Source organism: Pseudodesulfovibrio mercurii, from assembly GCF_000189295.2.
Classification (GTDB): Bacteria; Desulfobacterota; Desulfovibrionia; order Desulfovibrionales; family Desulfovibrionaceae; genus Pseudodesulfovibrio; species Pseudodesulfovibrio mercurii.
This window is the reverse complement of sequence record NC_016803.1, coordinates 2409977-2436576: the sequence shown is the minus strand read 5'-3', so window position 1 is coordinate 2436576 and position 26600 is coordinate 2409977. Positions and strand designations below refer to the sequence as shown.

At 66.5% G+C, this 26600-nt stretch carries 26 protein-coding genes; 12 read left to right on the top strand and 14 right to left on the bottom strand.

Annotated features, from left to right (window positions below; translation table 11 throughout):
* Positions 1-59: 59 nt before the first annotated feature.
* Together DND132_RS11050 and DND132_RS11045 are read right to left on the bottom strand one after the other, a co-directional pair.
* On the bottom strand, positions 60-1046 hold the full coding sequence (locus tag DND132_RS11050; protein WP_014322827.1) for an arsenic resistance protein: 987 nt from the start codon (positions 1044-1046) through the stop codon (positions 60-62).
* 18 nt (positions 1047-1064) lie between these two features.
* The gene (locus DND132_RS11045) at positions 1065-1283 is read right to left on the bottom strand and encodes a hypothetical protein (RefSeq protein ID WP_014322826.1); all 219 of its coding nucleotides are present in this window, start codon (positions 1281-1283) and stop codon (positions 1065-1067) included.
* A gap of 102 nt (positions 1284-1385) precedes the next feature.
* Between DND132_RS11045 and DND132_RS11040 the strand changes: the two genes are divergently transcribed.
* Positions 1386-2033 (top strand): Crp/Fnr family transcriptional regulator, encoded by a 648-nt coding sequence (locus DND132_RS11040; protein ID WP_014322825.1) that lies wholly within the window; start codon positions 1386-1388, stop codon positions 2031-2033.
* Between the two features lie 677 nt (positions 2034-2710).
* Here DND132_RS11040 and murI read toward each other — a convergent pair.
* The 6 genes from murI to hcp form a co-directional block, all read right to left on the bottom strand.
* Positions 2711-3550, bottom strand: coding sequence for a glutamate racemase (gene murI, locus DND132_RS11035; protein WP_014322824.1), 840 nt, complete (start codon positions 3548-3550; stop codon positions 2711-2713).
* A 104-nt stretch (positions 3551-3654) separates the two neighbouring features.
* Positions 3655-4905, bottom strand: a complete 1251-nt coding sequence (locus DND132_RS11030; protein WP_014322823.1) for an EAL and HDOD domain-containing protein — start codon at positions 4903-4905, stop codon at positions 3655-3657.
* A 55-nt stretch (positions 4906-4960) separates the two neighbouring features.
* Positions 4961-5872, bottom strand: a complete 912-nt coding sequence (locus DND132_RS11025; protein ID WP_014322822.1) for an HD domain-containing protein — start codon at positions 5870-5872, stop codon at positions 4961-4963.
* A 4-nt stretch (positions 5873-5876) separates the two neighbouring features.
* On the bottom strand, positions 5877-7109 hold the full coding sequence (locus DND132_RS11020; protein ID WP_014322821.1) for a GAF and HD-GYP domain-containing protein: 1233 nt from the start codon (positions 7107-7109) through the stop codon (positions 5877-5879).
* A gap of 126 nt (positions 7110-7235) precedes the next feature.
* A complete protein-coding gene (locus DND132_RS11015) occupies positions 7236-7583 on the bottom strand; it encodes a cupin domain-containing protein (RefSeq protein WP_014322820.1) in 348 nt (115 codons plus the stop codon).
* A 243-nt stretch (positions 7584-7826) separates the two neighbouring features.
* Positions 7827-9434 (bottom strand): hydroxylamine reductase, encoded by a 1608-nt coding sequence (gene hcp, locus DND132_RS11010; protein ID WP_014322819.1) that lies wholly within the window; start codon positions 9432-9434, stop codon positions 7827-7829.
* A 174-nt stretch (positions 9435-9608) separates the two neighbouring features.
* On the opposite strand from hcp, the gene DND132_RS11005 reads away from it, so the two are divergent.
* The 5 genes from DND132_RS11005 (at position 9609) to DND132_RS10985 (ending at position 17355) form a co-directional block, all read left to right on the top strand.
* A complete protein-coding gene (locus DND132_RS11005) occupies positions 9609-10550 on the top strand; it encodes a PhzF family phenazine biosynthesis isomerase (RefSeq protein WP_014322818.1) in 942 nt (313 codons plus the stop codon).
* A gap of 17 nt (positions 10551-10567) precedes the next feature.
* Entirely contained in the window at positions 10568-11254 is a 687-nt protein-coding gene (locus tag DND132_RS11000) for a VOC family protein (protein WP_014322817.1), read from the top strand.
* 72 nt (positions 11255-11326) lie between these two features.
* Positions 11327-14824, top strand: coding sequence for a PAS domain S-box protein (locus DND132_RS10995; RefSeq protein ID WP_014322816.1), 3498 nt, complete (start codon positions 11327-11329; stop codon positions 14822-14824).
* Between the two features lie 91 nt (positions 14825-14915).
* Positions 14916-16085, top strand: a complete 1170-nt coding sequence (gene ercA / locus DND132_RS10990; RefSeq protein WP_014322815.1) for an alcohol dehydrogenase-like regulatory protein ErcA — start codon at positions 14916-14918, stop codon at positions 16083-16085.
* Positions 16051-17355 carry a sensor histidine kinase gene (locus DND132_RS10985; protein ID WP_014322814.1) on the top strand — a complete coding sequence of 435 codons (1305 nt, stop codon included), beginning with the start codon at positions 16051-16053 and terminating at the stop codon, positions 17353-17355. The genes ercA and DND132_RS10985 overlap by 35 nt, the downstream gene beginning before the upstream one ends.
* A 28-nt stretch (positions 17356-17383) precedes the next feature.
* On the opposite strand, the gene DND132_RS10980 is transcribed toward DND132_RS10985, so the two are convergent.
* Positions 17384-18019, bottom strand: coding sequence for a cyclase family protein (locus tag DND132_RS10980; protein WP_014322813.1), 636 nt, complete (start codon positions 18017-18019; stop codon positions 17384-17386).
* A 13-nt stretch (positions 18020-18032) separates the two neighbouring features.
* Complete coding sequence (locus DND132_RS10975; RefSeq protein ID WP_014322812.1) at positions 18033-19079, bottom strand: tRNA dihydrouridine synthase; 1047 nt, start codon at positions 19077-19079, stop codon at positions 18033-18035.
* Between the two features lie 255 nt (positions 19080-19334).
* On the opposite strand from DND132_RS10975, the gene DND132_RS10970 reads away from it, so the two are divergent.
* The 3 genes from DND132_RS10970 (at position 19335) to DND132_RS10960 (ending at position 21409) form a co-directional block, all read left to right on the top strand.
* The gene (locus DND132_RS10970) at positions 19335-20168 is read left to right on the top strand and encodes a phage capsid protein (RefSeq protein ID WP_014322811.1); all 834 of its coding nucleotides are present in this window, start codon (positions 19335-19337) and stop codon (positions 20166-20168) included.
* Between the two features lie 43 nt (positions 20169-20211).
* On the top strand, positions 20212-20457 hold the full coding sequence (locus DND132_RS10965) for a hypothetical protein (RefSeq protein WP_014322810.1): 246 nt from the start codon (positions 20212-20214) through the stop codon (positions 20455-20457).
* Between the two features lie 112 nt (positions 20458-20569).
* Positions 20570-21409: a hypothetical protein gene (locus tag DND132_RS10960; RefSeq protein WP_014322809.1), complete on the top strand. Its 840-nt coding sequence runs from the start codon at positions 20570-20572 to the stop codon at positions 21407-21409.
* A gap of 15 nt (positions 21410-21424) precedes the next feature.
* On the opposite strand, the gene DND132_RS10955 is transcribed toward DND132_RS10960, so the two are convergent.
* The gene (locus DND132_RS10955) at positions 21425-21859 is read right to left on the bottom strand and encodes a hypothetical protein (protein WP_014322808.1); all 435 of its coding nucleotides are present in this window, start codon (positions 21857-21859) and stop codon (positions 21425-21427) included.
* 83 nt (positions 21860-21942) lie between these two features.
* On the opposite strand from DND132_RS10955, the gene DND132_RS18520 reads away from it, so the two are divergent.
* Positions 21943-22113: a hypothetical protein gene (locus DND132_RS18520; protein WP_014322807.1), complete on the top strand. Its 171-nt coding sequence runs from the start codon at positions 21943-21945 to the stop codon at positions 22111-22113.
* Positions 22114-22169: 56 nt separating this feature from the next.
* Here the strand turns inward: DND132_RS18520 and DND132_RS10945 are convergent, their stop codons facing one another.
* Positions 22170-23000 carry an MBL fold metallo-hydrolase gene (locus DND132_RS10945; protein ID WP_014322806.1) on the bottom strand — a complete coding sequence of 277 codons (831 nt, stop codon included), beginning with the start codon at positions 22998-23000 and terminating at the stop codon, positions 22170-22172.
* Between the two features lie 62 nt (positions 23001-23062).
* On the opposite strand from DND132_RS10945, the gene DND132_RS10940 reads away from it, so the two are divergent.
* Complete coding sequence (locus tag DND132_RS10940; protein ID WP_014322805.1) at positions 23063-23590, top strand: thermonuclease family protein; 528 nt, start codon at positions 23063-23065, stop codon at positions 23588-23590.
* On the opposite strand, the gene DND132_RS18040 is transcribed toward DND132_RS10940, so the two are convergent.
* Both DND132_RS18040 and DND132_RS10930 read right to left on the bottom strand, forming a co-directional pair.
* Entirely contained in the window at positions 23591-24382 is a 792-nt protein-coding gene (locus DND132_RS18040) for an HAD hydrolase family protein (protein WP_014322804.1), read from the bottom strand. It abuts the gene before it with no gap.
* Between the two features lie 105 nt (positions 24383-24487).
* Positions 24488-25249 carry a substrate-binding periplasmic protein gene (locus tag DND132_RS10930; RefSeq protein WP_014322803.1) on the bottom strand — a complete coding sequence of 254 codons (762 nt, stop codon included), beginning with the start codon at positions 25247-25249 and terminating at the stop codon, positions 24488-24490.
* A gap of 262 nt (positions 25250-25511) precedes the next feature.
* Here DND132_RS10930 and DND132_RS10925 point away from each other — a divergent pair, with 262 nt between their 5' ends.
* The gene (locus tag DND132_RS10925; RefSeq protein WP_238528164.1) at positions 25512-26435 is read left to right on the top strand and encodes an HD-GYP domain-containing protein; all 924 of its coding nucleotides are present in this window, start codon (positions 25512-25514) and stop codon (positions 26433-26435) included.
* Positions 26436-26600: the final 165 nt, after the last annotated feature.

Here is a 26600-nt window from a genome sequence, read left to right as displayed (position 1 = left end):
CCCTTTGAGAAAAGGGTTCCCCTCTCCCCTTCCCCCGGCCGCCGGAGGCATTCTTCCTCCTAAGCCGGTTGGTGGAGCATCTCTTCGGGCAGGCCGAAGACCTTGGGGGTGAAGCGGACGTACCAGGCGGCGGACTGGACCTGGACGATGTAGGCCATGGCGATGACCAGGGCGGCGTCCGAGCCCTGTGCGCCGAAGGCGTTGATGGCGATGGCCAGGGCGATGGACAGGTTGCGCATGACCGAGCCGTAGACCAGGGCGATGGCGTCGCCGCGCGGCAGCAGGGATTTGCCGATGACCGTGGAGAGCAGGAAGTTGAAGGCGTAGAGCAGGATCAGCGGCACCAGGATGTCCACGAGCACGCCGGGCGCGGCCGCGATGGTCTTGGCCTTGAGGGCCAGGGCCACAAACACGATGCCGAGCACGCCCACCGTGGACAGCCCCGGGAACTTCGGCCCTATGTCGCGCTGGAACGTCTGCTGCCCGTAGCGCTTCACCAGCAGCCGCTGGGTCAGGTAGCCCAGGAGCATGGGCAGGAAGACGATGAACAGGATCTGCTTGAACACGGCGGGCAGCTGCATCTCGATGGTCGCGCCCATGAGCGTCTTGACGTACAGCGGCGTGGCCAGGGACCCGACAATGAGCCCGATGACCGTCATCTTGACCGCGGCGGACATGTTGCCCTTGGCGAACCCGGTCCAGGAGATGGTCATGCCGCTGGTCGGCACCAGCCCGGCCAGGAGCAGCCCCAGGGCCATGTACGGGTTGTCCTTGAAGAAGAGGAGGCCGACGCCGAAGGTCAGGAAGGGAATCAGCCCGAAGTTGATGAGCTGGGTCAGGAATTGCGCCTTGGCGTCGCCCCCCTCGAAGACCTTCCGTACCTTGAGCGTGACCATCATGGGATAGACCATGAGGAAGGTGAACGGGATGATCGCGCTCTTCAGCCAGCCGGTGTCCGCCCACAACCCGTAGGCGAACCCGGCAAGCATCATCGCGGGAATGGCGTAGATCAGGTTCCTGGTCAGTTTCTGCAATAATTTGAACATGAAAACTCCTCGTAAAATCTATTCCTGGCCCGATCCGGCCATCTCGGTGGCGCGGCACTCGGGGTCGGAACAACAGGGGGCCTCGCCGTCGCGGTAGACGACCACCCCGCTGCGCACCGGCTCGACGATGTACCGCCTGGAACATTCCTCGCAATTGACGTAGAAGGGGGCGTAGCCGTCAAACTCGCCCGCCTCGCGGGCGGCGTTGCAGTACGGACAGTGAATGGTTGCGCTCATGGGGTCCTCCTTGCTTTTTCTCGTTTTCGCCCCCAAACTAGGCCCAAATCGCGCGTCACACATTGATCTCGATCAACGATCAGCATTTTTTCGGGGATTTTTATGCAGCCCATCGATCTCAAGAACGAAATCCGCGCCTTTCCCGTCTTCGCCCGGCTCGATGAGACCCAGCTCGACCGCATCGCCTCCCACGCCGAGGTCCTGCGCTTTCCCAAGCGCTCCCTGTTCTTCAGCGAGGACAACTCCGCCCAGGGACTGCACGTGCTCCTGTCCGGACAGGTCAAACTCTTCCGCCTGGCCGAGGACGGCAAGGAACAGACCATCTTCGTCTTCGGACCCGGCGAACCCTTCTGCCTCTGCTCCACCTTCTCCGACGGCAAACTGCCCGCCAACCTCGGCGCCCTCGAAGACAGCCGCGTCCTGTTCATCCGACCCAAGGAATACGAACGCCTCGTGCGCGAAGACCCGTCTATCCTCCTGACCATGATGCGGGTCATGTCCCGACGACTCAAGGACGCCATGGACATGATCGACTCCCTGTCCCTCAAACAGGTGCCCTCGCGACTCATGGCCTACTTCGAAAGTCGACACCAAAACGGCCGCGTCACCCTCGACCTCTCCCAACGCGAACTCGCCAAAATCATCGGCATCACCCCCGAAGCACTCTCCCGTACCCTGCGCAAAATGGCCGACAACGGCGAGATCGCCATGGACGGCAACGACATCCTCCTCCCCCACGCCGAGGCCTGACCTCCGCCACGGGGGATGCCTCCGGCGGCCGGGGCGCTGCCCCGGACCCCGCCAGAGAACCCTTTGAAAAGGGTTCTCTGGACTCTCCCAAACTTTTTGTGTGCCTTCGGCAGGGGCGTGCGGACGCGGGGAGGTGTGCGTGTGGGGAGAGGAGGGGTAGCGGAAGAGTGGGAGATCGTTGGCGGGGGATTGGCTGGGGGCGGGCAGGCGGTGTCCCGAAGGGTTCGCGCCGGGCGGCCCTCCGGGGCCCGTGGCCACCCGGCGCGAACCCTTCGGGACGGTTGCCAACGCCGCAGGCGGGGATGGCGGGACGCATTATGAAGGTTTAGCGGCGTTGGTAATCGGTGGCGAAGCGGTAGATATAGTGAGCTATTTCTTTCTTAAAGAAAAACACCCGCCCGAAATCGCGCACAGGCACGGCGGAAGGCGTCCCGCGCCAGCCTTCCTCCGCCGCACACACTCCGAGCGCAGCGAGGCAATGGGATTCTCAAGGCCCTCGGCCTTGAGCGGGGCCGCGTCGGGTCTTAGGCCGAGCTTGCTCGGTCTTAGAGCCGTCGACAGCAGCGATAGGGCAGCGCCCTGGTCTCCCCGAAGGGGCCGCCGGAGGCTCCCCCGGAAGGGGCTCCCGGAGGGCCGCCGGAGGCCTTCCCCGCACGCCGTCCCGTCCGTCTGCCCTGTTACAGGTCGACGAGTTCGACGTCTTTTTCGGCGATGGGGGTGCCGAGGAAGCGGGAGCCGGTGCGGGCGAAGCGGGGGACGTCGTCGGTGGTGAGGTAGCGGGTGGAGCCGCAGCCGTTTTCGGGCCGGTTGAGGCCGAGTCGGTCGAGTTCGCGGTACACGGTTTCGGCGGTGGTGGCGGCGGAGTCCACGATGGTGGTGTGTTCGGGGACGACGTTGCGGATGGCCGGTGCGAGCAGGGGGAAGTGGGTGCAGCCGAGCACGAGGGTGTCGGGGATGACGGGGTGTTCGGTGCCGGACGCGGGTTTGAAGATGGGGTCGAGGTAGCGGGCGGCCACGGCTTCGGGGACGTGTCCGTCGGTCCAGCCCTCTTCGGCCAGGGCGACGAACAGGGGGCAGGGGTGGCCAAGGATGCGGGCCTGGGGGTTGATGGCGTGGATGGCGCGCTGGTAGGCCCCGCCCGCGATGGTGGATTCCGTGGCGATGACGGCCACGGCCTGGTTGGTGGTGGCCTGGCAGGCGGCGCGCGCGCCGGGATCGACCACGCCGATGACGGGCACGCCGGGGTTGGCCTCGCGCAGGGCGTCCAGGGCCACGGCCGAGGCGGTGTTGCAGGCCACCACGAGCAGCTTGATGCCGCGTTTGATCAGTTCCGCGCCGCACTGCACGCCGTAGCGGGTGACGGTCTGGGGCGACTTGGTGCCGTAGGGCAGCCGCGCGGTATCGCCGAGATAGAGGACGTCCTCGCAGGGCATGCGTTCGCGCAGCGCCTTGAGCACGGTCAGCCCGCCCACGCCCGAATCGAACATGCCGATGGGCAACTTTGCCTGATTCTTCATCTTCTTTGACTCCCTGGGATGCGGTTTTCCGCCGCGCCCAAAAGTCTACACATTTCCATGAAAATGTCTAAACCAATCGTGGGCACGGGGTCGGGCCCGGCGGATCAGTCGTTCTTGGAGTAGCCGAGCGTCTTCTGGGCCCAGGTGCGGGCCTGGATGTAGAGCAGTTCGGCCTGTAGGGAGTCGATGGAGAGTTTCTTCAGGCGCTGGGTGGTCTCTCCCCACTGGCCGCGTTCGTAGCTGGTGGCCAGGCGCAGGAGGTCGTAGAGGTCGCCGGTGCCGTTCAGGGCCTGGGCCACGGATTCCTCCAGGGGCAGGGACTTGAGGATATCGTTCATGTGCATGCCGAGCATGGCGTCGAGCAGGGAGAACAGGCCGGTCATGAACAGGGTGTCGGGCTCGCACACGGGCCGGTTGGAGCAGGAACAGACGGATTCCAGGAATTTGGCCCGGTGCACGGCCAGGTAGGCCAGTTCCCCGGCCCTGGGCGACGGGTTGAGGTCGGCGATGATCACGCTGCGTAGCCACTGCTTGGCCCGGATCATGCCCATCATGTCCATGGCCCGCTTGGCCGAGGTGATTTTCTCGGCCAGGCCGAACCCGGCGGAGTTGACGTAGCGGAACAGGCGGTAGGTCAGGCTCGGGTCGGACTGGAGCACGGCGGCCAGGCGGGCGGGTTCGAAGTCCGGCTTGGCCAGTTCGCCGAGGATCTGGAGCTTGGTGGTCTCGTTGGCGGTCAGCTTGCGGCCGGGGATGATCTCCGGGCGGCTGAAGAAGAATCCCTGGAACAGGGTGAAGCCCATGTCGCGCAGGACCTTGAAGGTCTCGTTGTCCTCGACCTTTTCGGCCAACAGGGTGGTATCGGCGGGCAGGTCCCGGAGGGACCGGCCGATGCGCGCGGGGTCGCTGTTCTGGGCCAGGACGTCCACCTTGACGATGTCGGCCAGCTCCAGGAAGGGGCGCAGCTCGTCCTGTCCGACGAAGTCGTCCACGGCCAGGGTGTAGCCCGCGTCCTTGAGCCGCCGGGTGGCGGCCAGGGCGGCCCTGCTCGGCCGGACGTTCTCCAGGATCTCGACCACGCAGCGGTCCTTGGGCAGGGCGAACCCGGCGTCTTCCACGAGCAGTTTTTCCGGGAAGTTGATGAGGATGCGGGCGGCCTGGTCCATGCCATCGGTGGCCAGGGTCAGGCCGTCGGCGATGACCGAGGCCGTGGCCTGGGACTCGTCGCCGATCACGGCCACGTTGTCGCGGCCGGTGCGGAAGAGCAGTTCGTATCCCCACACGGACTCGTCGGGCGTGAAGACCGGCTGGCGGGCGATGAACATGGATTCGAAGGCCTGGGTGTCGCGGTTCATGCGTTGTCGTCTCCCTTGGTGGCCCGGCGGAACAGGGGCGGCCGGACGGCGGCCGTCAGCAGAGCGGTTCCTGGTTGTTGCTGCGGCGGAGTCTGGCCACGAATTCGTCCAGGTTCGCATTGCATTCGGCCAGTATCTTGTCCAGGTAGGCCAGGTTGCGGTCGATGGCCTCCCGGTAGAGGTCCTTGTCCACGTTGCGCCAGGACCGGAAGTAGGCGAGCATGTGGCGGTCCACGCCCTTGAATTCGCGGTCCAGCCGCGGGCGGGCCACGTCCTTGTAGAAGGAGCGGGTCTTGATCACCAGGTCGAAGGCGCTGTCGTAGCCGGGCAGCCTGGCCTCCTTGAATTCCTCGAAGAGCAGGAGGAGCTTTTCCAGGTAGTAGCGGTCCGCGATCTGGGCCAGCAGGTCGGCGGTGCCGGTGAAGTAGCCCATCAGGCGCATGGTCTCGGTGCGGAAGGCGATCCTGGAGGGCGGCATGGCCAGGATGGTGCAGCGGATGCAGTCGGCGATGTCCTCGATGTCCTGTTCGGACAGGACGTTGTCCAGGTAGCCGCGCATGAACAGGATGGACCGCTCCTCGTGGCCCACGGTGTGCTTGGCCCCGGTGCCCCGGGTGTCGTCCACGTCCTGGATGAGGCCCACGTCGTGGAAGAGCGAGGCCAGCAGTCCCTTGAGGCAGTCGGCCTCGGTCAGGGGCTCGCCCTGGACCATGGCCCCGTAGAGCAGGCGGGCCGAGGCCAGGACCACGGAGCAGGTGTGCTCGAAGTTGTGGTAGCGGGTGTTGCTCGCCCGGTAGCCGGGGTAGCGGCCCGCGAACAGGTCCTCCACGTCGGCGAAGGCGGTGCGGAACAGGGTGGCGTCGCAGTCGGGAAAGAGCGCCCGCATGAGGTCCTCGGTCTCCCGCCGGACGCACTCGGCGTCCACCGGATCGACGAAGTCGTACAGTTTCATGTCGGATATGGTCATGGGCCTACTTTTCCCGGACCTCCACCCACTTGTCGCGGATGGCCTTGATCACGTCGAAGATCTCCAGGAAGATTTCCACGACCTCGGGGTCGAAGTGGGTGCCCGCGTCCTTCTCCAGTATGTCCAGGCACTTCTCGTCCGGGAAGGGGTCCTTGTAGGACCGGGGCGAGGCCAGGGCGTCGTACACGTCGGCCACGGCGCAGATGCGCGCGGACAGGGGGATGTCCTCGCCGTTGAGGACGGCGCCGCCCAGGTCCGGGGACTCGTGCCAGACCTGGTCCAGGGGGATGGAGGGGTAGCCGGGTGCCGCCCATTTTTCGTGGTGGCACAGGGCGATCTCCATGGACATGCGGTCCAGCTCCGAGGTCTGGTTCCGGAAGAGCCGGGCCCCGTAGACCGTGTGCCATTTCATGATGTCGTATTCCTCGGCGGTCAGCTTGGCGGGCTTTTTGAGGATGGCGTCGGAGATGCCGACCTTGCCCACGTCGTGGAGCATGGCGGCCAGGCGCAGGTTGTCGCGGGTCCGCTTGATCTCCTTTGCCGAATGGCCCCGGCGGGCGGCCCAGGTGCCGTAGATCTCGGCGCAGTACGCGCCCACCCGCTGGACGTGGGCCCCGGTCTCCGAGGGGTCGCGCAGCTCGGCCATCTGCATCATGCGCAGGATGAGCTCGCGGTTCATGATGCCGCGTTCGATGGCCACGGCCGCGTTGTTGCAGAACAGCGGGATGTAGGTCCTGGCCGCGTCGGAGAAGGGCACCACCGCGCCGGACTCGTTCTTGGCGTTGATCAGCTGCATGACCCCGACCAGGCGGCTCTCCTGGGCGATGAGCGGGATGGTCAGCATGCTGGTGGTCCGGAAGCCGGACTTCTCGTCAAAGGACTTGTTGAAGGAGAAGGGCAGGGTCGGGTCGAGCTCGTAGGCGTCGTCGATGGCCAGGCTCCGCCGGGTCTTGGCCACGTAGCCCACGATGGACTGGTCGCCGATGGGGATGCCGAAGTTCTGGTACAGGGCGGCGTTGGCGGCCTCGGCCTTGAACAGGGTGTCGTTCTGGACGTAGCTGAAGATCAGCCGGTCGTCCTCCACCAGGTAGATGGACCCGGCGTCGGCCCCGGAGAACTGCCTGGACTCGTAGAGAATCTTGTCCAGGATGGTGTCCACGTCCTTGAGCTGGTTGACCTCGTCCGTGATCTTGAGAATCGTCAGGACCGCGTCGTCGCGCCCCGCCAGTCGTTCCATGTCCATGTCCTCTCTGCGTTGATGCTTCTTGAGATATTCCCCATTCCCGGAGGAAAATCAAATGATCCCTGGGCCGGACCGGGCATCCCGTCCGGACCGGCCCCTCGGATCACTCGGGGCGGCGTCCTAGATTTCGGGCACGCCCTTGGGGATGAGGCAGACCAGGACCATGGGGGTGTCGCCGGTGTTGACCACGTGGTGGACCTCGTCCGGGGCCACGTAGACCACGCTGCCGGGGCCGAGGGGCAGCTTCTCGCCGTCCCTGACCACGTAGCCGGTGCCCGCGTGGTAGAACTGCTGGTGCTCCCACGGGTGGGCATGGGGCGGGATCTGCGCACCGGGTTCGAGCTCGATGACCCGCATGCAGAAGTTCACGTCGTCGTCTGCCTTGCCGATGACCACCCGGCCGGTCACGCCCGGTCCGGCCACCTTCAGTTCCACGGGGTCCACGTCGGTATAGCGGATAACCTTCATTGTCTGCTCCTGTAGGGTTGGGGTTCGGCCTGGCCCGGAAACCGGGCGCGGCCGATCCAGGCTAGCACACCGGGGATGCGGACGCCAGCCGCGCGCACGGCCGGCCGACGGATGGCCGGGAGGCGGAAGTCGGACGGCGGGTGGGACGGAAAACGGGACGGACGGTCGGACGGGAGATCGGGCGAAATGGCGGACGGCCGTGGAAAACGGCCCGCCGGTCGGTACCGGCGGGCCGCGTTTCGTCTAGCCCAGGAGTTCGGCCAGGTCGGCCTCGGGGGTGGAGATGGGGGCGATGTTGTAGTTGTCCACCAGGTAGTGGAGGACGTTGGGGGTGATGAAGGACGGCAGGGAAGGGCCGAGCTTGATGTTCCTGATGCCCAGCGCCAGCAGGGACAGGAGGATGGCCACGGCCTTCTGCTCGTACCAGGACAGGACCAGGGAGAGAGGCAGGTCGTTGACCCCGCAGTCGAAGGCCTTGGCCAGGGCCAGGGCGATCTGCACGGCGGAGTAGGCGTCGTTGCACTGGCCGATGTCGAGCAGGCGCGGGATGCCGCCGATGTCGCCGAGCTGCTTGTCGAAGAAGCGGAACTTGCCGCAGGCGAGCGTCAGGATGACCGTGTCGGCCGGGGCCTGCTCCACGAACTCGGTGTAGTAGTTGCGGCCGGGCTTGGCCCCGTCGCAGCCGCCCACCAGGAAGAAGTGGCGGATGTCGCCGGACTTGACCGCGTCGATGACCTTGTCGGCCACGGACAGGACCGCGTTGCGGGCGAAGCCGGTCAGGACCGACCCCTTGTCCTCGTCCCCGGCGAAGCCGGGCATGGCCAGGGCGCGCTCGATGACCGGGGTGAAGTCGTCGTTCTTGACGTGGACCGCGCCGGGCCAGCCCACCAGGCCGGTGGTGAAGATGTTCTCGATGTAGTGTTTGGGGTCCTGGATGCAGTTGGTGGTCATCAGGATGGCCCCGGGGAAGGCGGCGAACTCCTTGCGCTGGTTCTGCCAGGCGGTGCCGTAGTGCCCGGCCAGGTGCGGGTACTTGTGCAGCTCGGGATAGCCGTGGCAGGGCAACATCTCGCCGTGGGTGTAGACGTTGATGCCCGTGCCCTGGGTCTGCTTGAGCAGGGTTTCGAGGTCCTTGAGGTCGTGGCCCGAGACCAGGATGGCCTTGCCCGCGGTGGGGCCGAGCTTGACCTCGGTCGGCACGGGGTGGCCGTAGGTGGAGGTGTTGGCGTCGTCCAGCAGCTCCATGGCCCGGATGTTGATGCGCCCGCACTCGAGCCCGGCCTCCACGGCCTGTTCCAGGGTCAGGTCCGTGGCCAGGGTGGCGGCCAGCAGGGACTGGATCTTGGCGTAGAGTTCGTTGTCCTCCCTGCCGAGGATGGCCGCGTGGTCGGCGTAGGCGGCCACGCCCTTGAGGCCGTAGGTCAGGGTGTGCTTGAGGGACTTGATGTCCGGGTCGGGCTCGGGGTCGTGCTCGATGCCGACCCGGCGGCCCTGCTCGATCAGGCCCAGGGTGTTGAGGGCGGGGACCAGCGCGGCCGGGCCGTCGAAGGCGACGCCGGAGAGCCGTGCCTTGAGCGCTTCGCGCAGGACCACGCATTCGTTGATCAGGGCGACGAACCGGGCGTCGTCGAAATTCACGTTGGTCAGGGTGGAGAAGACCGCCTTGACCGTGAAGCGGTTGACCTCGGGGTCCTCGATGCCCTGTTCGCGGGCGGCGCAGGCCACCTGGGAGAGACCTTTGGTCAGGTGGAGGAGGAGGTCCTGGAGGGTCGCGGTGGAATCGGTCTTGCCGCACACGCCGATCTTGGTACAACCGCCGTTGGCGGCTTGTTCGCATTGGTAACAAAACATGGGTTGGCTCCTTGGTTTCGGTTGGTTGCTTTCGCTGGGTCCAGGTGTAGGCCGGATGACGGGGCGGCGGTATGACTTGAGTCAAAAACGGGAAGAAAAATCGAAAAAAGAACCGCCATCCCCGCCCCCGCACGCCGGGTTGTGGAACGGGCGTGAAAGGGCTACCTTCCCGGCATGACGCGAACAATCACCGTATGCCTGGCGGACGCCTTCACCACGCAGCCCGGCAGGGGCAACCGCGCGGGCGTGGTCCTGAACGCGTCGGGACTGTCCGACGAGGCCATGCAGGCCGTGGCCGCCCTGGTCGGCGTGTCCGAGACCGCATTCCTGTCCCCCGCGCCCGATGGCGCGGACTTCGACCTGGTGCAGCGCTATTTTACGCCCGAGGTGGAGGTGCCCACCTGCGGACACGCCACCATCGGGTCGCACTTCGTACGCGCCCGGACCTTGGGCATGACCCACGGCCGGGTGCGCATCCGGACCGGTGCGGGCGTGCTGCCCATAGACATCGAGACCGTGGACGGCGCGCTCAAGGTAACCATGACCCAGGGCGCGGTCACCTTCACTCCGCCCTACGGCGCACGGACGCGCGAGGCCATCCTGGCCGCCCTGGGCCTGGGGCCGGACGACCCGGCGGAGGGGTTGCCCGTGCAGGAGGTCTCCACCGGCCACTCCAAGGTCATGGTCCCCATCCGGTCCGTGGCCGTGCTGGACCGGCTCGAACCGGACATGGCCGCCCTCAGGGCGCTCAGCCGCGAGATCGGCTGCAACGGCTATTTCGTCTTTGTCCTGAACGACGCGGGCGACGACTGCCTGACCAGCGGACGGATGTTCGCCCCGGCCGTGGGCATCGACGAGGACCCGGTCACGGGCAACGGCAACGGCCCGTGCGGGGCCTACCTCTCCCGGTACGGCGTCCTGCCCGACCGGCCGGTCTTCGGCTACCTGGGGCGCCAGGGCGTGGCCATGGGCCGGGAGGGCCTCATCGAGGTCACCGTGACCCGTGACGAAAAAGGCCCGTACAAGGTGCAGGTGGGCGGCACGGCCGTGGAGGCGGGGCGCATGGAGATCGAACTTTCCGACAATGACGGCAGACTTGCCGCACATATCCTGTAATACAAGCGAGGCATTGCATGCGGACCAGACTGGATCACATCGTCATCGCGGCCACGGACATGGAGCGGGGCGTGAGTTGGGCCGAGCGGGCGCTGGGCGTTCGCGTGCCGCGCGGCGGGGTGCACGAGACCATGGGCACGCGCAACCACGTCATGCGCATCGGCGAGGAGATGTTCCTGGAGATCATCGCCATCAACCCGGACGGGCCGGTCCCGGCCAAGCCGCGCTGGTTCGGCCTGGACGACCCGGCGGTGCGCGAGCGGCTGGACCGGTCGCCCGCCTTCCTGGCCTGGGTGGCCAACACCGACGACCTGGACGCCTTCCTGGGCGCGGCCACGGTGTCCTTCGGCAAGGCCACGCCGGTCAGCCGGGGGGAGCTGAACTGGCGGTTCGCCCTGCCCTCGGACGGGCGGCTGCTGGCCGGGGGCATGCTGCCCTACGCCATCCAGTGGCAGACCGAGGCCCATCCGGCCCTGGCCATGCCCGACCTGAACTGCCGGCTGCTCGGCCTGGACATCTACCACCCCTACCCCGAGTGGCTGGGGGCCATCCTGGACGCTGTGGGCCCGGTGGACATGGTCGAGGTGCATCCGCTGCCGCCCCTGGAGCTGCCGCGCATGGCCGCGCGCATCGACACCCCGGAGGGCGTCCGGCTGCTGGAGACCCTGCCCGGCCGGTGCGGCTGTCCGTCGCGTCGGGGCTAGTCGCGCGACGACTTTATTTATTTCCGCGCATTTGATAGAGAACGGACGATTCGCCTTGCCGCAGGGGTCGTCATGCTACAACCGGTTCGCTCCTCCCGGGCCCTGAGCCCCGTCCTGCTCGCCGTCCTGGCGCTCGCGCTTCTGCTCGCGCCCGTCGGGGGGCAGGCCTCGGAACGCAAACAGATCCTCCTGCTCAACTCCTATCACCAGGGCTTCACCTGGACCGACGAGGTCTGCCGGGGCCTGACGGACGTGCTCCGGCCCCGCGAGACGGGCATCGTGCTGCACGTGGAGTACATGGACACCAAGCGGGTGGAGTTCAACGACCACTACGAGGAGCAGCTCAAGAACGTCTACGCCCACAAGTACATGGGCGTGAAGCTCGACCTGATCCTGGCCACGGACAATGCGGCCTACGAGTTCCTGCGCCGCCATCACGACGAGCTGTTTTCGGGCATCCCGGTGATCTTCGGCGGAGTGAATTTCTTCCGGCCCGACCAGATCGAGCACTACCCCCTGTTCACGGGCGTGGCCGAGGTCCTGGACGCCCGGCAGACCATCGACTGCGCCCTGAAGCTCCACCCCGGCACCCGGACCGTGTACGTGGTCAACGACTATTCCTGCACGGGTCGGGCCGTGTGCAAGTCCATCCGCGAACAGCTCGTCGGCCTGGACCCGGCGGTCAGCGTGATCTTCAGCGAGAACACGGACCTGACCCACGTCCTGGAGCGTACGGCCGGGCTGTCGGGCGATGCCGTGATCCTGCTCGGCGTCTTCAACCGGGACGTGACGGGCCGGTTCTACGACAAGAACGAGGTGGCCGAGGCGGTCTCGGCCCGCGCCCAGGTGCCGGTCTACGGCATCCTCGACGCGGACCTGGGCCACGGCATCGTCGGCGGCATGCTCTCCAACGGCCACGACCAGGGCCAGGCCATGGCCCAGCTCGCCCTGCACGTCCTGGCCGGGCGCAGTCCCGACGAGATTCCGGTCATCCAGGGCAGCGTCTACGCCCCCAAGTTCGACTACGTCCAGCTCCGGCGGTTCGGCGTCAACCTGGCCGGGCTTCCGGCGGACAGCGCCATCATCAACCGGCCCAACTCCTTCTACCGCGAGCACTCGGCCGTGCTCCTGGCCGTGCTCGGGTTCGGCGCCCTGCAATTCCTGATCATCCTGGCTCTGGTCCTGAACATCACCCGCAGGCGGCGGGCCGAAAAGGAACTGCGCACGGCCCACCGCACCCTGGAGGAGCGGGTCAAGGAGCGGACCAGCAAGCTGCGCGAGTCCGAGGAGGTCCTGCGGACCGTCTTCGACTTCGCCTACGACGCCATCATCATCCACGACGGCCAGGGCCGCATCCTGGAGGTGAACCAGCGCATGATCGAGATGTTCGGCCTGGAGGGCATGGACCCCTCGGGCGTGTCCCTGGCCCAGGACCTGTCCAGTCCGGACAACCCCCTGCACGCCATGGCCGGGATCATGCGCGAGGTCCTGGACGGCAGGCCCCATCATCTGGAATGGCGCGTGCGCCGTTACCGGGACAGCCGGGAGTTCGACGTGGAGGTCCACCTGACCCGGATCACCTACCGGGGCGAGGAGGCCATCCTGGCCAACGTCCGCGACATCTCGGTGCGCAAGGAGTCGGAGAACTCCATCCGCCAGAACCTGGTCAAGTTCGAGGCCATCCTGGAGAATTCCCTCATGGGCATCGCCATGACCGTGGGCCGCCGGATCGTGACCATCAACCGGCGGGGCGCGGAGATCTTCGGCTACAGCCCGGAGGAGATGCAGGACAACACCCTGAACCTGCTCCTCGGCCACTACCAGACCCAGGACGAATTCGTCCTGGCGGCCAAGGCCGCCCTGGCCGAGCGCGGCGAGTTCAATACCGAGCAGGCCTTCCGGAGCAAGAACGGCTCCACGGTCTGGTGCCGCATGTACGCCAAGACCGTGGACCCCGGCGACCTGACCCGGGGCGTCATCTGGGCCTGGGACGACGTCACCGAGAACCGCAAGGCCCAGGAGGACCTGCTGCGCACCCGCGAGGACGCCGAGGCCGCCAACCGGGCCAAGTCCGAGTTCCTGGCCGCCATGAGCCACGAGATCCGCACCCCCATGAACGCCATCGTCGGCATGACCGAGATCACCCTGCAGACGGACCTGACCGACGACCAGCGCGATTACCTCAAGACCGTCAAGGACTCGGCCCAGCACCTCCTGTCCATCATCAACGACATCCTGGACCTGTCCAAGATCGAGGCGCGCAAGCTTGAGCTGGACCACGTGGACTTCGACCTGCCCTTCCACGTGCGCACGACCATCAAGGGGCTTGAGGTCCAGGCCCGCCAGAAGGGGCTGGACATGGTCCTGGAGATCGACGAGGCCGCGCCCAACTGCGTCAAGGGCGACCCCCTGTCGCTGAGGCAGGTGCTCGTCAACCTGGCGGGCAACGCCATCAAGTTCACCCACCGGGGGACCATCGCCATCCGCGTCGGACCCGGACAAGGCCCGGCCCCGGACGAGGCCCGCACCGTGGGCGTGGCCTTTGCCGTGGAGGACACGGGCATCGGCATCCCGCGCGAGTTTCTGGACTCCATCTTCCAGAGCTTTTCCCAGACCACCCGCGCCTTCGGCGGCACGGGCCTGGGACTGGCCATCTGCAAGCAGCTCATCTCCCTCATGGGCGGGGACATCGTGGTCGAGTCCACCGTGGGCAAGGGCAGCACCTTTTCCTTCACGGTCTGGTTCGAGCCCGGCTTCTCCTGCCCCATGCCCGTGGAGACCGAGGAGCGGCGGCCCGAAGGCCCCACCCGGCCCGTGCGCGTGCTCGTGGCCGAGGACAACGACGTCAACATCATGGTCACCACCCTCAAGCTTGAGGACATGGGCTATACCTACGCCGTGGCCAAGACCGGCCTGGAGGTCCTGGACCTGCTCAAGCGCGAGCCCTTCGACCTCATCCTCATGGACATCGAGATGCCCGTGCTGGACGGCATCTCCACCACCAAGGCCATCCGCTCGGCCGTGCCGGGCGGGCCCATCCCGGACCCGGACATCCCGATCATCGGGGTCACGGCCCACGCCCTGAAGGAGTTCCGGGACAAGAGCCTGGACGCGGGCATGGACGACTACGTGGCCAAGCCCGTGGACTTCCACGAGCTGGCAGTGATCATCAACCGCCTCATCGGGGCCGCGCCCGCGTCCGCGCCGCCGAACGCGAAGGCGGATGGGCCCGCGCCCGCGTCCCTGGACGCCCTGCCACCCTGGACCCCGGACGCGGCCATGGAGCACCTCGGCGTGGACGAGGCCATCTTTGCCGACTTCCTGGTCACGGCCCGGACCGAACTGGCGCTGCTGCTCGATGAGCTGGGGCAGGCGCTCGGCGCGGGCCACGCGGCCAAGGCCGAGGAACTGGCGGTCACGGCCCGGTCCGTGTGCACGGCCATCGGGGCCAACGGTGCGGCCCTGGCCGCGGGCTCCCTGGCCTCGGCCTGCCGGGGCGAGGGCGGCGCGGACGGCCTGCTCGACCGCTTCCGCGAGGAGGTGCGCGAGGTCATGAAAATCATGGACTAATGTTTGGTGGGACCCTATCCTGTTGATTAGATGAGCGGAATAGGGGGGTGTCGGCGTCGGGAGCATCCATTTTCCGAAAAGGGAGAAAGCCATGTCCGGCGAGGAGTTTGCAGAGTTACGGAAGTTCGTGGCCCCGGAATTCGTCTTCGGTCCGGGAGCGGCCATGCTGGCAGGACAGTACGCCGCCAACCTGTCCATCAAGAAGGCCCTGGTGGTGACGGCGCCGGCCCTGGAGTCCCTCGGCTGCACCGGCGCGGTGGTGGACACCCTGACCCGCGAGGGGGTGGCCTGCACCGTGTTCTCGGACGTGACCCCCAACCCCCGCCACGACGAGGTCATGGCCGGGGCCGAGGTCTTCCGCCGCGAGGGGTGCGACGCCATGGTGGCCGTGGGCGGCGGCACGCCCATGGACTGCGCCAAGGCCATCGGCATCGTCTGCACCAACAACCGCCACGTGCTCGAGTTCGAGGGCGTGGACAACGTGGAACGCCCCGGTCCGCCGCTCATCTGCATCCCGACCACGGCCGGGACCGCCGCGGACATCTCCCAATTCTGCATCATCAACGACACCAACCGGAAGGTCAAGATCGCCATCGTCTCCAAGACCATGGTCCCGGATGTGGCCCTCATCGACCCCCGGCTGACCCTGACCATGGACGCGGAGCTGACCGCCCACACCGGCCTGGACGCCCTGACCCACGCGGCCGAGGCCTTCGCCTCCAATGCGGCCTCGGCCATCACAGACCTGAACGCCCTGGAGGCCATGCGCCTCATCCGCCGGCACCTCCTGCGCGCCGTGGAGTACCCCGGCGACATGGAGGCGCGCACCGGCATGATGCTCGCCTCCACCTACGCGGGCCTGGCCTTCTCCAACGCCATCCTGGGCGCGGTCCACGCCATGGCCCACAGCCTGGGCGGTCTCCTGGACCTGCCCCACGGGTTGTGCAACGCCATCCTCCTGGACCACGTCATCGACTACAATTTCGACGCGGAACCCGAGAAATACCGCCGCCTGGGCGTGGCCCTGGGCGCGGACATCCCCCCGGACGCCCCGGACGACGAGGCCAGGGAAAAAACCCTCAAGGCCGTCCGCGACCTGAAGCGGAGCGTGGGCGTGACCGGCACCCTGTGCGAACTGGGCATGACCGAGGAGGACATGCCCCTGCTGGCGGAAAAGGCCCTGGCGGACGCCTGCATGCTGACCAACCCCAAACAACCGACAGCCGATGACCTCATCGAAATATTCAGGAAAAGCTGCTGATTCCGGCCGCGAACAGACCGGCGAGCGCGAAAAGCTCATCGGCCTGGGCAGGCGGTCCATCAGCAAGAGCTATTACCCGGAACTCAAGAGCCGTCTCGACGAGCTGGAGCACTTTCGCGCCCTGCTCGACAGGGTCAACGACGCCATCTTCGTGGTCGATGCGGACTCCGGCCGGATCCTGGACGTCTCGGGCGCGGCCGACGTCCTCCTGGGGTGCGACGCGGACCGGCTCCGGGGGTTGCGCTTCGCGGACATCCTGCCGCCGCACATCCGCCGCCACGCCGACAACCTCTTTCACAACGAGACCAAGACCGTGCGCATGGAGACGGAGTTCTCCTGCCCCCTGTGCCAGGGCAAGCCCCCGGTGCCCGTGGATCTGACCCTCAGCCTGGTCTCCTTCCGGAACGAGCGCCAGGCCATCATCGTGGCCCGCGACATCAGCGAGCGCAAACGCAACGAGCGCGCCCTCAAGCGCAGCCACGACCAGCTGGAGCTGCGCGTGCGCGAGCGGACCCGCGAGTTGGACCGCGCCAACCGGGCCAAGTCCGAGTTCCTGTCCACCGTGTCCCACGAGCTGCGCACCCCCCTGACCGCGGTGCTCGGCTTCGCCAAGGTGACCAGCCGGAAACTGGTCAACTCCATCTTTCCGGCCGTGGAGCGGCTCGCGGACCCGAACCTCAGGAAGGACATGGAGGTCGTCCGCCGGAACCTCGAGATCATCGCCGGGGAAGGGCAAAGGCTGACCCTGCTCATCAACGACGTCCTGGACCTGGCCAAGATGGAGGCCCACCGCGTTGAATACGTCATGGCCCCGGTCAGCCCCGAGGCCTTCATCCGCAAGAGCGTGGAGGTCACCTCCGCCCTGTTCGAGGACACGGACCTGACCCTGCGCCTCGACCTCGAACCGGACCTGCCCCTGGTCAACGGCGACGCGGACCGGCTCATGCAGGTCATGGTCAACCTCATCTCCAACGCCGTGAAGTTCACCCCGCAGGGCGTCATCACCTGCGCGGCCCACGTCGTGGACGGGACCGTGCGCGTGGGCGTGACCGACACGGGCGTGGGCATCCGGCCCGAACTCCTCCAGGCCATCTTCGAGGAATTCACCCAGGTCGGCGAACACCTGTCCGACCGCCCGGCGGGCACGGGCCTGGGCCTGACCATCTGCAAGCACATCGTCGAGGGGCACGGCGGCCACATCTGGGCCGAGAGCCGCCCCGGACACGGCAGCACGTTCCTCTTCACCCTGCCGGTGCTCAAGGGAAAGTAGGCCGGGGCGCTCCCGGTCCCCCGAATCGTTACAGGGCGATCCCCACCGCGCGGCAGGGGGAGGCTTCGCCGTCCGCGATCCTGAGCGGCAGGCAGCAGAACAGGAAGCTCTCGGCGGGCAGGTCGCCCAGGCGGGTCAGGTTCTCGACGATGACCAGGCCGTGGTCGAAGAGGATGCGGTGGGCGGGCAGCTCGCGGGAGTCCACGGGGTCGGGCGAGGGGGTGTCCAGGCCGACCCCCTTGAGCCCCAGTCCGCCCAGGAAGCGCGCCCCGGTCTCGTCCAGGGCCGGGAAATCCCGGTAATACCGCTCCGTCCCCCAGTGTTTGTCCCAGCCCGTGCGCAGCAGGGCGAAGTCCAGCCCCTCCACGTCGGCCAGGTGCGCCAGGTCGGCCTGGCCGATGACCGGGGCCGACAGGGCGGTCAAGTCGACCACCGCGCCCCAGCCCGTGAAGTTGTCCGGCCCGAGCCAGTCCAGCCCGGGCGCGTCCGCGAACAGGTGCGCGGCCGCGTCCACGTGGGTCCCGGCGTGGCTGGTCAGGTCCAGGGCGGTCTGGGCGAAGCCGTGCTTGTTGATGAAGTGGGTGCGCCGCACGTTGGGCGTCTCGTCGCCGGGAAAGACCGGCATGCCGGTGCGGATGACGTGGCTCAGGTCGATGGTCTGCATGGCTTCCCCTCCGTCAGATGTTGTAGAGACTGAAATTGGGCCGTCTGACCAGTTGCAGGTCGGGCGGTATGTGGTTTTGCGCCACGGAACGTATTTCATCCATGGTCTTGGCCTTGAGGAACCGGGATTGCAGGGCGTGGCCGAAGGTGAAGTTGGCCGCGAAGTAGATGGTGAACATCCGATACCGCTTGAGGGCCCGCACCGGGTCGAAGTGGCGGGAGAGCGCGTCGGCCAGGTTCAGGGCGTAGTCGCGGAAACAGGTCGCGGGCGGGGTCTGGCCCGTGGTCCACTGGGCGAACAGCCAGGGCCGGGCGATGGCCGTGCGGCCCACCGAGACCCCGGCGCAGCCCGTGGTCCGGAGCATGTCCAGGCAGTCTTCGGGCGAGACCACGTCGCCGTTGCCGAAGACCGGGATGGACACCGCGTCCACCACGGCCCTGATGTGCTCGCGCACCGGCGGCCGGGTGCGCTTGTCCGGGGCCACGCGCGGGTGGAAGACCAGGCAGTCCACGCCCGCGTCCTCGAAACGGCGGGCCAGCGCCACGGCGGGCCCGATGTCCGGGGTCCAGCCCGTGCGGAACTTGACGAACAGGGGGATGGAGATGGCCCGGCGCACGCCCTCGACCACGCGCAGGGCCGCGTCCGGGTCCCTGAGCAGGGCCGCGCCCGCGTTCTTCTTGATGATGCCCGAGACCGAGCAGCCCATGTTGATGTCGAAGCCGAAGAACCCGCACTCCTGCACGCGCCGGGCGGCCGGGATCATCTGCTCCGGGGTGGCCCCGGCCACCTGGCAGACCAGGCGGGGAAGCTCGGCCGCGCGCCAGCGGAAGACCGGCGAGACCAGCGGGCTCTCGGTGGGCAGGCTCTTGGCCCCGCACATCTCGGTGAACGTCAGCCCGCACCCGCCGTAGCCGTCCAGGACCTCGCGGAAGGCCACGTGGCTGAGCCCGGCCAGGGGCGCGAGCCACAGGCGGTTGGCCACGGTCCGGCCGCCGACGGTCAGGGGCCGGTTCAGACGTTCGGCCAGTTCGCCCTCAAGCGTGTCTTCGATCAGCTGCATCCCGCCGAATCTGCCTGGATTCGCCACCCTGTCAAGTTGCTTTTTCATACCTCTCGACTGTTTTTCCCTGACATTCTTCGACAAAACCGGGGTTGGCCAAAAACCCGTGGTACGGTCTGCTCACCCGGCCCGGAGGTCTCGCACCCGGCCCGGAGGCGGCAGGCGAACGGTTCGCCCGCCGACCCCGGACACCCGCGAAAGGACGCTGCTCGGATACCCGGTCTGAAGCAACCCGCAACGGACAAGGAGAAACCAATGTCCACGACCGTCAGCAACGCCTTTGTCACCCAGTACGTCGAGATGGTGCACCAGGCCTACCAGGCCCAGGGCTCCAAGATGCGCCAGACCGTGCGCCTCCAGACCGAGGTGGAAGGCTCCAAGTGCGTCTTCCAGAAGATCGGCAAGGGCGCGGCCGGGAAGAAGACCCGCCACGGCAACGTGCCGCTCATGAACCTCAACCACTCCAACGTGTCCTGCACCCTGTCCGACTGGTACGCCGCCGAGTACATCGACAAGCTCGACGAGCTCAAGGACAAGAGCGACGAGAAGCAGGTGGCCGCCAATGCGGGCGCCTGGGCGCTGGGCCGCAAGATCGACGAACTGCTCATCACCGAGCTCGACGGGGCCACCAACGTGGTCGGCGAGGCGGCCACCGGCCTGACCAAGGACAAGATCCTCCAGGCCTTCGGCACGCTCAACGCCAACGACGTGCCCGACGACGGCCACCGCTTCGCCGTGGTCGGCCCGCACCAGTGGAACGAGCTGCTGAACATCCAGGAGTTCAAGTCCAGCGACTACGCGGGCGAGCAGTACGCCTGGCTCAAGGGTACCGAGTCCCGCACCTGGCTGGGCATCACCTGGATGTTCCACACCGGCCTGCCCCTCGACGAGGCGGGCATGCGCAAGTGCTACATCTACCACCGCAACGCCGCGGGCCTGGCCGAGGGCCAGAAGGTCCAGGCCTTCGTGGACTGGGTCCCGGAAAAGGCCGCCCACCTGGTGGACCACATGCTCTCGGCCGGGGCCTGCCTCATCGACCCGGACGGCGTGGTCCAGATCCAGTGCGACGACGACGCCGCCATCGACTAGGACCGCAACCAACCGCAACCAACCGCAAAAGGAGAACGCAACCATGGCATATACCAGCGAAGACATGCGGCTCATGGGCGGAGTGCCCGGCCAGCAGCTGTTCATCTATCGTTCCGAGGACGACGCGGCCACCGTGGCCGGGTCGGGCTACTTCGACCAGGCGGTGGAGGACTACAACCTCGAAACCGGCGACATCGTCATCGCCTGCACCGGCGCGGGCATGGCCTCGGCCATCGACCTGATGGTCGCCGCCAACGCCGACGGCACGGTCACCGTGATCCCCGCCTAACCGCCGTCGATCCGCGACAAACCTAGGGGGGGCCTCTTCCTCCCCCCGCCCCAAGGGCCTCCTCCGGGAGGCCCTTTTCCAGGAAACAAGCAAATACGAGAGGAGAACCGATATGAACGATCTGTTGGAAAGCGACGCATTTACCCGTACTAGGATGGATACGTTCACCGGCGAACCCAAACGGCAGTGGCTCGAATACGCGGACGGCGTGATGGAGCCGGTCCGCAAGGAGGGCAGCCTGGGCAGGAAGTTCCACGGCAACGAGCGCTCCCTGGACTGGTGGACCGTGGACAAGCCGCTCGACCGGGACCCGGCCGAGGAGGGGAAGACGGTCTCCCTGAATCACGACTACGGCCGCCCGGGCGGGACCGCGAGCAAACAGACGAACGTGCCGACGAACCGGCCCGCGCCCGCCGGGAACCAGCCCGCGCCCCGCACCCTGCTCGCCATGGGCGGGCGGGCGGCGAAGGAGAGCGGGGCGGCCAAAGTGGCAGGAGGCGAAGGACCGTCTCCGGCCCGCCAACCAGGGGATAAGCCGGAGGCTTTCGGCAATCCTCAGTCGGTTTCAAGGGATAGTGGGAGTTCTTCAGGCAAAGAAGCCGCTGCCCCTGCTGGGGCTTTGGGCGGAATGGTTCAGTCCAACGGCCAGCACGGCAAAGGGAAGCTGGTATCGCAAGATCCTGCCGTTCGGAAATTGTTGGAAGAGCACGGTGGGGACCGATCAGGGTTCAAAGCGGCAGCGAAGCATGAACTTGATACCTTGAGCAAGCAGGCCAAGGAAGCTCAAACCCCCAAGGAACGGCAGAATCTGTTGAGGAGAAAGGATGCAATCAAGGGAGCGATCAAGCTTATGGACCGATTTTTTATGAAAGTACCTTTGATCACACCTTTTAACGAGGACCAATTGAGGAAACTCATACGAGGGTATGACCCGGAAAGCCCGGTGACGTAAAACAGTGGAGTTGCCTCAAGGCAACTCCACTGTTTTATTGTGTCGGTCTTTGAAAGACAATGCTGCGTCGGTGAAGAAAACGATGATTTCCTGATTGACGCCCCGGATGACATTGGTGGCGTCCTCCAGCCGTTTCAGCCAGGCGGCAATGCGCGGCAGGATGTCCTGCCGTTCCAGGAGGCGTCGTATCTCGGGGCGTTGGTTCGCAGGAACCGAGTACGCGCTGATCACGGGCGTGTTCCTGATTCGGTAACCTTGCTGCGACTCCCCCATGAGAAACACGCTCAGTACCTTCATGTCGGAATCGTCGTAGCGGGAGGAATAAAAAATCCGGCCTGGTTCATGAATTCCGGCCTGTTCGAGCGCGGCGTCGAGTTCGCTTCTCTTGACCGGATAGGAATAGCCCTTGATAAGTTTGGCGCGCCCCATGAATTCGTATCGGATCGGCATATCTCCTCCTTTGTCTGGACGATATCTGTTGTCATATGGATTCCGCAGCGTGAACCGAGACGGCAGTAACGATGCAGGACAAAATGAACGCACGCGGCAACAAGTGGATGCTCTACCTGATCGCGGTCATCCCCTTTCTCCTCAATAATCTCTATTGGGTCCGGGGCCCGGCGTACGGGCGGTGGGTGCTGGCGGACTATGCCTGCCGGGTGGGCGTGTTGGACGGGGGGTGGGCGCTGTCGGCGGTGGCCTAGGACCGGGGGCGTCCCAGTTCGTCCGCGCCTGATCCGGCGCGGTGCATTGATTCCGCCTAGAACTCCAGGCTCAGGCCGGAGCCCACTTCCCTGACCGGGCACTGGGCGGCCAGGGCGATCTTGGCGGCAAGATCCGTGCAGTGGCAGCACCACAGCCCCTCCAGATCGAGCGCGGCCAGGTAGTCCGCAGTGGGGCCGAGCCGCTCGGGTCCGGCCTTTTGCAGGTGGAAACCGCCCAGGACCGCGCGCACCCTGTCCACCCCCGTCACCTTTTTCGCCTGCTCCACGGTGTTGCAGATGCCCGTGTGGGCGCAGCCCGCGATGACCACCAGCCCCGTGTCCGTGACGTAGGTCAGGGCCGTGTCGTCCGGGAGGTCGTCCGGCACGAATTCGCCGTTTTCCAGCCGTTCGCCCAGGGTTGCGGGCGTCTCGAAGTCCATGGTCCGCTCGATCTCGCCCAGGCCGACCAGGGAGTCGGTCAGCCAGGTGGGCTCGGTCGTGAGCTTCAGGTCGAAATAGCTCGCCAGCTTGTCCCTGGACAGCAGGGGGCCGAATTCCATGATGCCTCGGTGCCGCTTGGTCTCCACGGCCTTGGGGTGGGCCAGCAGGTTCGCCCGGGGCAGGTCCCGGAGGCCGGATTCGCAATATTGGCGCAGCAACATGCCCAGCCCCCAGGTGTGGTCGAAGTGGCCGTGGGACAGGGCGATCCAATCCAGGCGCAGCAGGTCCACGCCCTTGCGCCGGGCATTGACCAGGAACGCGTCCGAATACCCGGTGTCGAACAGCACCCGTTGTCCGTCCGCCTCGATGAACATGGACAGCCCGGCCTCGGCCAGGTACTGGCTGCCCACCAGCGCGTTATTGTCTACCAGAAAAGTCAGTTTCATCAGGGCCTCCGGGCGGTTGGGATTCACTGGAACGGTTCGGGAAAAGAGTCTATGCTCCATGCATGCACCACCGCAACACCCTTTTCCCGCGCCTGTTCGTTCTCGCCATCTTCTGCGTCTGTCTCGGCGCCGGGCTCCTGCCCGCCTGCGCCCCGGCCGCCGACGACACGGCCCGGCTGGTCAAGGTCCTGGACGGCGACTCCTTTCGCGTGACGTACCGGGGAAGTACCCTGGAGGTCCGGCTCATCGGCGTGGACGCCCCGGAATATCGGCAGGAATACAGCCGCAAGGCCCGCGACTTCACCCGTGATTTCTGCCAGGGCAAGGGGTTGCGCCTGGAGTTCGACAAGGACCCCCGCGACCGCTACGGCCGGACCCTGGCCTATGTCTACGCCGACGGCGTCATGCTCAACGAGGCGCTCGTCCGCGCCGGGCTGGCCGTCCCCCTGGTGGTCAAACCCAACGTCCGCCATGCCGAGCGCATCCGGCAGGCCGAGGCCGAGGCCCGGCAGGCGCGGCGCGGCTTCTGGAGCAAGGGCGGCCTGGACATGACCCCCGCCCAGTGGCGCAGGTCGCACCCCAGGAAATAGCTAGGCCCGGCCCGCCGCCAGCACGTCGGCCAGCTCGCGGACCACGCCGTGGCCGCCCCTGGCCTCGGTCACGTAGTCGGCCAGGGCCAGGATGGACGGGTGGGCGTCGGCGGGAGCGACCCGGAATCCGGCCAGCCCCATGGCGTTGGCGTCGTTGATGTCGTTGCCCACGTACAGGATGGCGTTCATGGAGAGCTGATATTTCGCGGCCAGGTTGAGCAGGGCCGACCCCTTGTCGCGGATGCCGTGGAGCGCCTCCAGGCCGATCTTGCCGGCCCGGGCCTTGACCACGGGGTTGGCCTCGGTGGACAGGATGACCTGGCGGATGCCGAGCCGCTGGATGAGTCCCACGCCCAGGCCGTCGCTGCGGTTGGCCCGGATGGACTCGTGCCCGTTCTGGTCGGTGGTCACCTGGTTGTCCGTCATGACCCCGTCGAAGTCGTAGACCACCAGCCGGATGCGCTCCGCGCCCGACAGGCCGCGCCCGGTCAGGGCGAGCATCTCACCGTCAGGCCCCAGGTACAGCGGCTCGTCGCCCATCAGCTTCTCGGCCCGGCCGCCGCCGTTGTCCAGGATGGCCTCCACGGCCCGGCCCACGTCCGGGACCTCCAGGGTGACGATCACGCACCCACCGGCCGTGGCGTCACGGCCCTCCACCAGGCGCAGGGACTGGCCGTAGGGACCGACCAGCAGGCCGTTCCAGGCCAGGTCGAACCCCAGGGCGCTCTTGTAGAACCGGGCGGACTTGCCGATGTTTCGGACCAGCAGGGTGACGGGTGGAAAGGCGGCCATCGCGACTCCTTGGCTTCACGGTTTGCCGGTAAGCCTACCCTGCCCCGCCGCACCGCGCAAGATCGCGGGACACGCCTCCGGCATCCTCGGCTTCCCGTGCGCGGGCTAGAAGCGCAGCAGGTAGCGCCGGGCGATGGTCTTGTAGGTTCCGTCCTTGGCCATCTGGTCCAGGGCCCTTTCCAGGGCCTGGACCGTGCCGTCCCGGTCGGGCAGGTTCGCCGCCCTGGAAAACACGGCGTAGGACGGCTTGTCGGTCAGGAGCTTGCGGTCGAGGTAGACGATGGAGCTGGTCAGCCCCATGTCCTTGAGGCGGTAGTAGGTGACGTCGATGTTCCCGGCAAAGGCGTCGATCTCCCCGCCGAGCAGCCCGGCGATGATGGCCCGCATGTCGGGATATTCCTTGACGATCATGTCCCCCTTGGCGCGGGCGGCGGCAAAGTCCGGGCCGAGGTCCAGCCCGGCGGCCATGCCGATGACCTTGCCCGCCAAGTCGGGATAGCCGTTGAAGGCGAAGCGGTTGCCCACCTTGGTGAAGAGCACGTAGTCGCTGTAGTGGATCGGGGTGGCGTCCAGGAACAGGGCGTAGCGCTCGCGCTCGGGCGTGCGGAACAGGCCCAGCGCCCCGTCGCACTTGCCGTCCCGGACCATGGCCAGCACGGTTTCCAGGGGGTAGGTCTTGATCTCGACCTCGAGCCCGGCCCGGCGTGCGGCCTCGCTGAAGACGTCCACGTCGATGCCGCTCGGAGCGCCGTCGGTGACCATGGAATAGGGCGGAAGGTCCGCGTCCGCCACGAAGTGGAGGGGCCCGGCGGCCCCGGCGGTGGCGGCGAAAAGGAGCAGCAGGCAGACGGTCAGGATTGTTTTCATGCGGGGATTCTCCGGGGTAGGGATATGCGCGACACTAACCCGTTGCGGCCGTTTGCACAAGAACGGCCCCGAACCGATCCCGGTCTCGTGCCGGAACCAAACGCGCAACGACCGCAACAGCGTCACTTCGTTTATACTTTATATTCTAGACATTCTCCGGATTTTTACTAGCAATCGTCCGGGTAATATTATATGGAACCGTGAAATGGATACGAATCCTCGCGCCGCTCGGCCGGTATCCTACTTTCCCGTCTCTCCGGTAATGCTGTTTCCGGAAGCCCTTGGGAACTTCTCCGTCTACCTCTGGCAGGGTGGGGACTTTGTCCTTTATACCTCTTCCGGCCAGAAATTCACCACCCGCCACCGCCAGACCCTGCACAAGAACGGGGTCAAGGAAGTGTACGTCCAGGGCTCGGAGCGGGCGGAGTACGAGAAATACATCGAGCGCAACCTGGGCCGGATCCTGCTGGACGAGACCCTGCCCATCGAGGCGCGTTCGCGGATATTCTTCGAGGCCACCACGGTGGTCCTGCAGGACGTGTTCGACCGCAGGCTGCCGAGCGCGCTGCGGGCCCGGCATTTCGACCGCATCACCGAGATCGTGCGCAACTCCATCAAGTTTCTGGCCAAGGACAACTCCCTGTCCGCGGTGGCGCCGTTCATCTCTCACGACTACAAGACCTACACCCACTGCATGCACGTGTTCGTGTACTCCGTGGCCCTGTTCCAGACCTACAACATGACCGAGAGCGAGGTCTTCGAGTACGGGCTGGGCGCGCTGCTGCACGACGTGGGCAAGGCCAAGATTCCCAAGCGCATCCTGAACAAGCGCGGCCCGCTGACCACGGCGGAGCGCGAGATCATCAAGGAGCACCCGGTGCACGGGGTGTCCATGTGCGCGCACCTGCCCATGACCCAGAACACGATCAACTGTATCCTGTTCCACCACGAGACCATGGACGGCTCGGGCTATCCGGCGGGCATCAAGGGCGACAACGTGCCCATGCCCGTGCGCATCATCTCCCTGTCCGACATCTACGACGCCCTGACCACGGACCGTCCCTACGCCGAGGCCATGGAGCCCTACGAGGCCCTCTCCCTCATCAGAAACGAAATGCGCGAGAACGTGGACATGAACGTCTTCAAGCGGTTCGTCGCTGTTCTCAGCGGAGCTGAGATCATTTAGCGGGGGGCGGCTTCCGATAGCGGGCCATCTGCACATTTTTCCCGGCCGCGCCAATCCTCACGTAGAGGGCTATCGCTGCTGTCGTCATCTCTAAGACCGAGCAAGCTCGGCCTAAGAGATGATGCACGCTGCGGTTGTCGCGGCCGGAAGAAAATGCACAGCTGA

Excerpts from the sequence above, each read along its gene's own strand:
- DND132_RS11050 (WP_014322827.1), bottom strand. The coding sequence starts at position 1,046 with ATGTTCAAATTATTGCAGAAACTGACCAGGAACCTGATCTACGCCATT.
- DND132_RS11045 (WP_014322826.1), bottom strand. The coding sequence starts at position 1,283 with ATGAGCGCAACCATTCACTGTCCGTACTGCAACGCCGCCCGCGAGGCG.
- DND132_RS11040 (WP_014322825.1), top strand. The coding sequence starts at position 1,386 with ATGCAGCCCATCGATCTCAAGAACGAAATCCGCGCCTTTCCCGTCTTC.
- murI (WP_014322824.1), bottom strand. The coding sequence starts at position 3,550 with ATGAAGAATCAGGCAAAGTTGCCCATCGGCATGTTCGATTCGGGCGTG.
- DND132_RS11030 (WP_014322823.1), bottom strand. The coding sequence starts at position 4,905 with ATGAACCGCGACACCCAGGCCTTCGAATCCATGTTCATCGCCCGCCAG.
- DND132_RS11025 (WP_014322822.1), bottom strand. The coding sequence starts at position 5,872 with ATGACCATATCCGACATGAAACTGTACGACTTCGTCGATCCGGTGGAC.
- DND132_RS11020 (WP_014322821.1), bottom strand. The coding sequence starts at position 7,109 with ATGGAACGACTGGCGGGGCGCGACGACGCGGTCCTGACGATTCTCAAG.
- DND132_RS11015 (WP_014322820.1), bottom strand. The coding sequence starts at position 7,583 with ATGAAGGTTATCCGCTATACCGACGTGGACCCCGTGGAACTGAAGGTG.
- hcp (WP_014322819.1), bottom strand. The coding sequence starts at position 9,434 with ATGTTTTGTTACCAATGCGAACAAGCCGCCAACGGCGGTTGTACCAAG.
- DND132_RS11005 (WP_014322818.1), top strand. The coding sequence starts at position 9,609 with ATGACGCGAACAATCACCGTATGCCTGGCGGACGCCTTCACCACGCAG.
- DND132_RS11000 (WP_014322817.1), top strand. The coding sequence starts at position 10,568 with ATGCGGACCAGACTGGATCACATCGTCATCGCGGCCACGGACATGGAG.
- DND132_RS10995 (WP_014322816.1), top strand. The coding sequence starts at position 11,327 with ATGCTACAACCGGTTCGCTCCTCCCGGGCCCTGAGCCCCGTCCTGCTC.
- ercA (WP_014322815.1), top strand. The coding sequence starts at position 14,916 with ATGTCCGGCGAGGAGTTTGCAGAGTTACGGAAGTTCGTGGCCCCGGAA.
- DND132_RS10985 (WP_014322814.1), top strand. The coding sequence starts at position 16,051 with ATGACCTCATCGAAATATTCAGGAAAAGCTGCTGATTCCGGCCGCGAA.
- DND132_RS10980 (WP_014322813.1), bottom strand. The coding sequence starts at position 18,019 with ATGCAGACCATCGACCTGAGCCACGTCATCCGCACCGGCATGCCGGTC.
- DND132_RS10975 (WP_014322812.1), bottom strand. The coding sequence starts at position 19,079 with ATGCAGCTGATCGAAGACACGCTTGAGGGCGAACTGGCCGAACGTCTG.
- DND132_RS10970 (WP_014322811.1), top strand. The coding sequence starts at position 19,335 with ATGTCCACGACCGTCAGCAACGCCTTTGTCACCCAGTACGTCGAGATG.
- DND132_RS10965 (WP_014322810.1), top strand. The coding sequence starts at position 20,212 with ATGGCATATACCAGCGAAGACATGCGGCTCATGGGCGGAGTGCCCGGC.
- DND132_RS10960 (WP_014322809.1), top strand. The coding sequence starts at position 20,570 with ATGAACGATCTGTTGGAAAGCGACGCATTTACCCGTACTAGGATGGAT.
- DND132_RS10955 (WP_014322808.1), bottom strand. The coding sequence starts at position 21,859 with ATGCCGATCCGATACGAATTCATGGGGCGCGCCAAACTTATCAAGGGC.
- DND132_RS18520 (WP_014322807.1), top strand. The coding sequence starts at position 21,943 with ATGAACGCACGCGGCAACAAGTGGATGCTCTACCTGATCGCGGTCATC.
- DND132_RS10945 (WP_014322806.1), bottom strand. The coding sequence starts at position 23,000 with ATGAAACTGACTTTTCTGGTAGACAATAACGCGCTGGTGGGCAGCCAG.
- DND132_RS10940 (WP_014322805.1), top strand. The coding sequence starts at position 23,063 with ATGCACCACCGCAACACCCTTTTCCCGCGCCTGTTCGTTCTCGCCATC.
- DND132_RS18040 (WP_014322804.1), bottom strand. The coding sequence starts at position 24,382 with ATGGCCGCCTTTCCACCCGTCACCCTGCTGGTCCGAAACATCGGCAAG.
- DND132_RS10930 (WP_014322803.1), bottom strand. The coding sequence starts at position 25,249 with ATGAAAACAATCCTGACCGTCTGCCTGCTGCTCCTTTTCGCCGCCACC.
- DND132_RS10925 (WP_238528164.1), top strand. The coding sequence starts at position 25,512 with ATGCTGTTTCCGGAAGCCCTTGGGAACTTCTCCGTCTACCTCTGGCAG.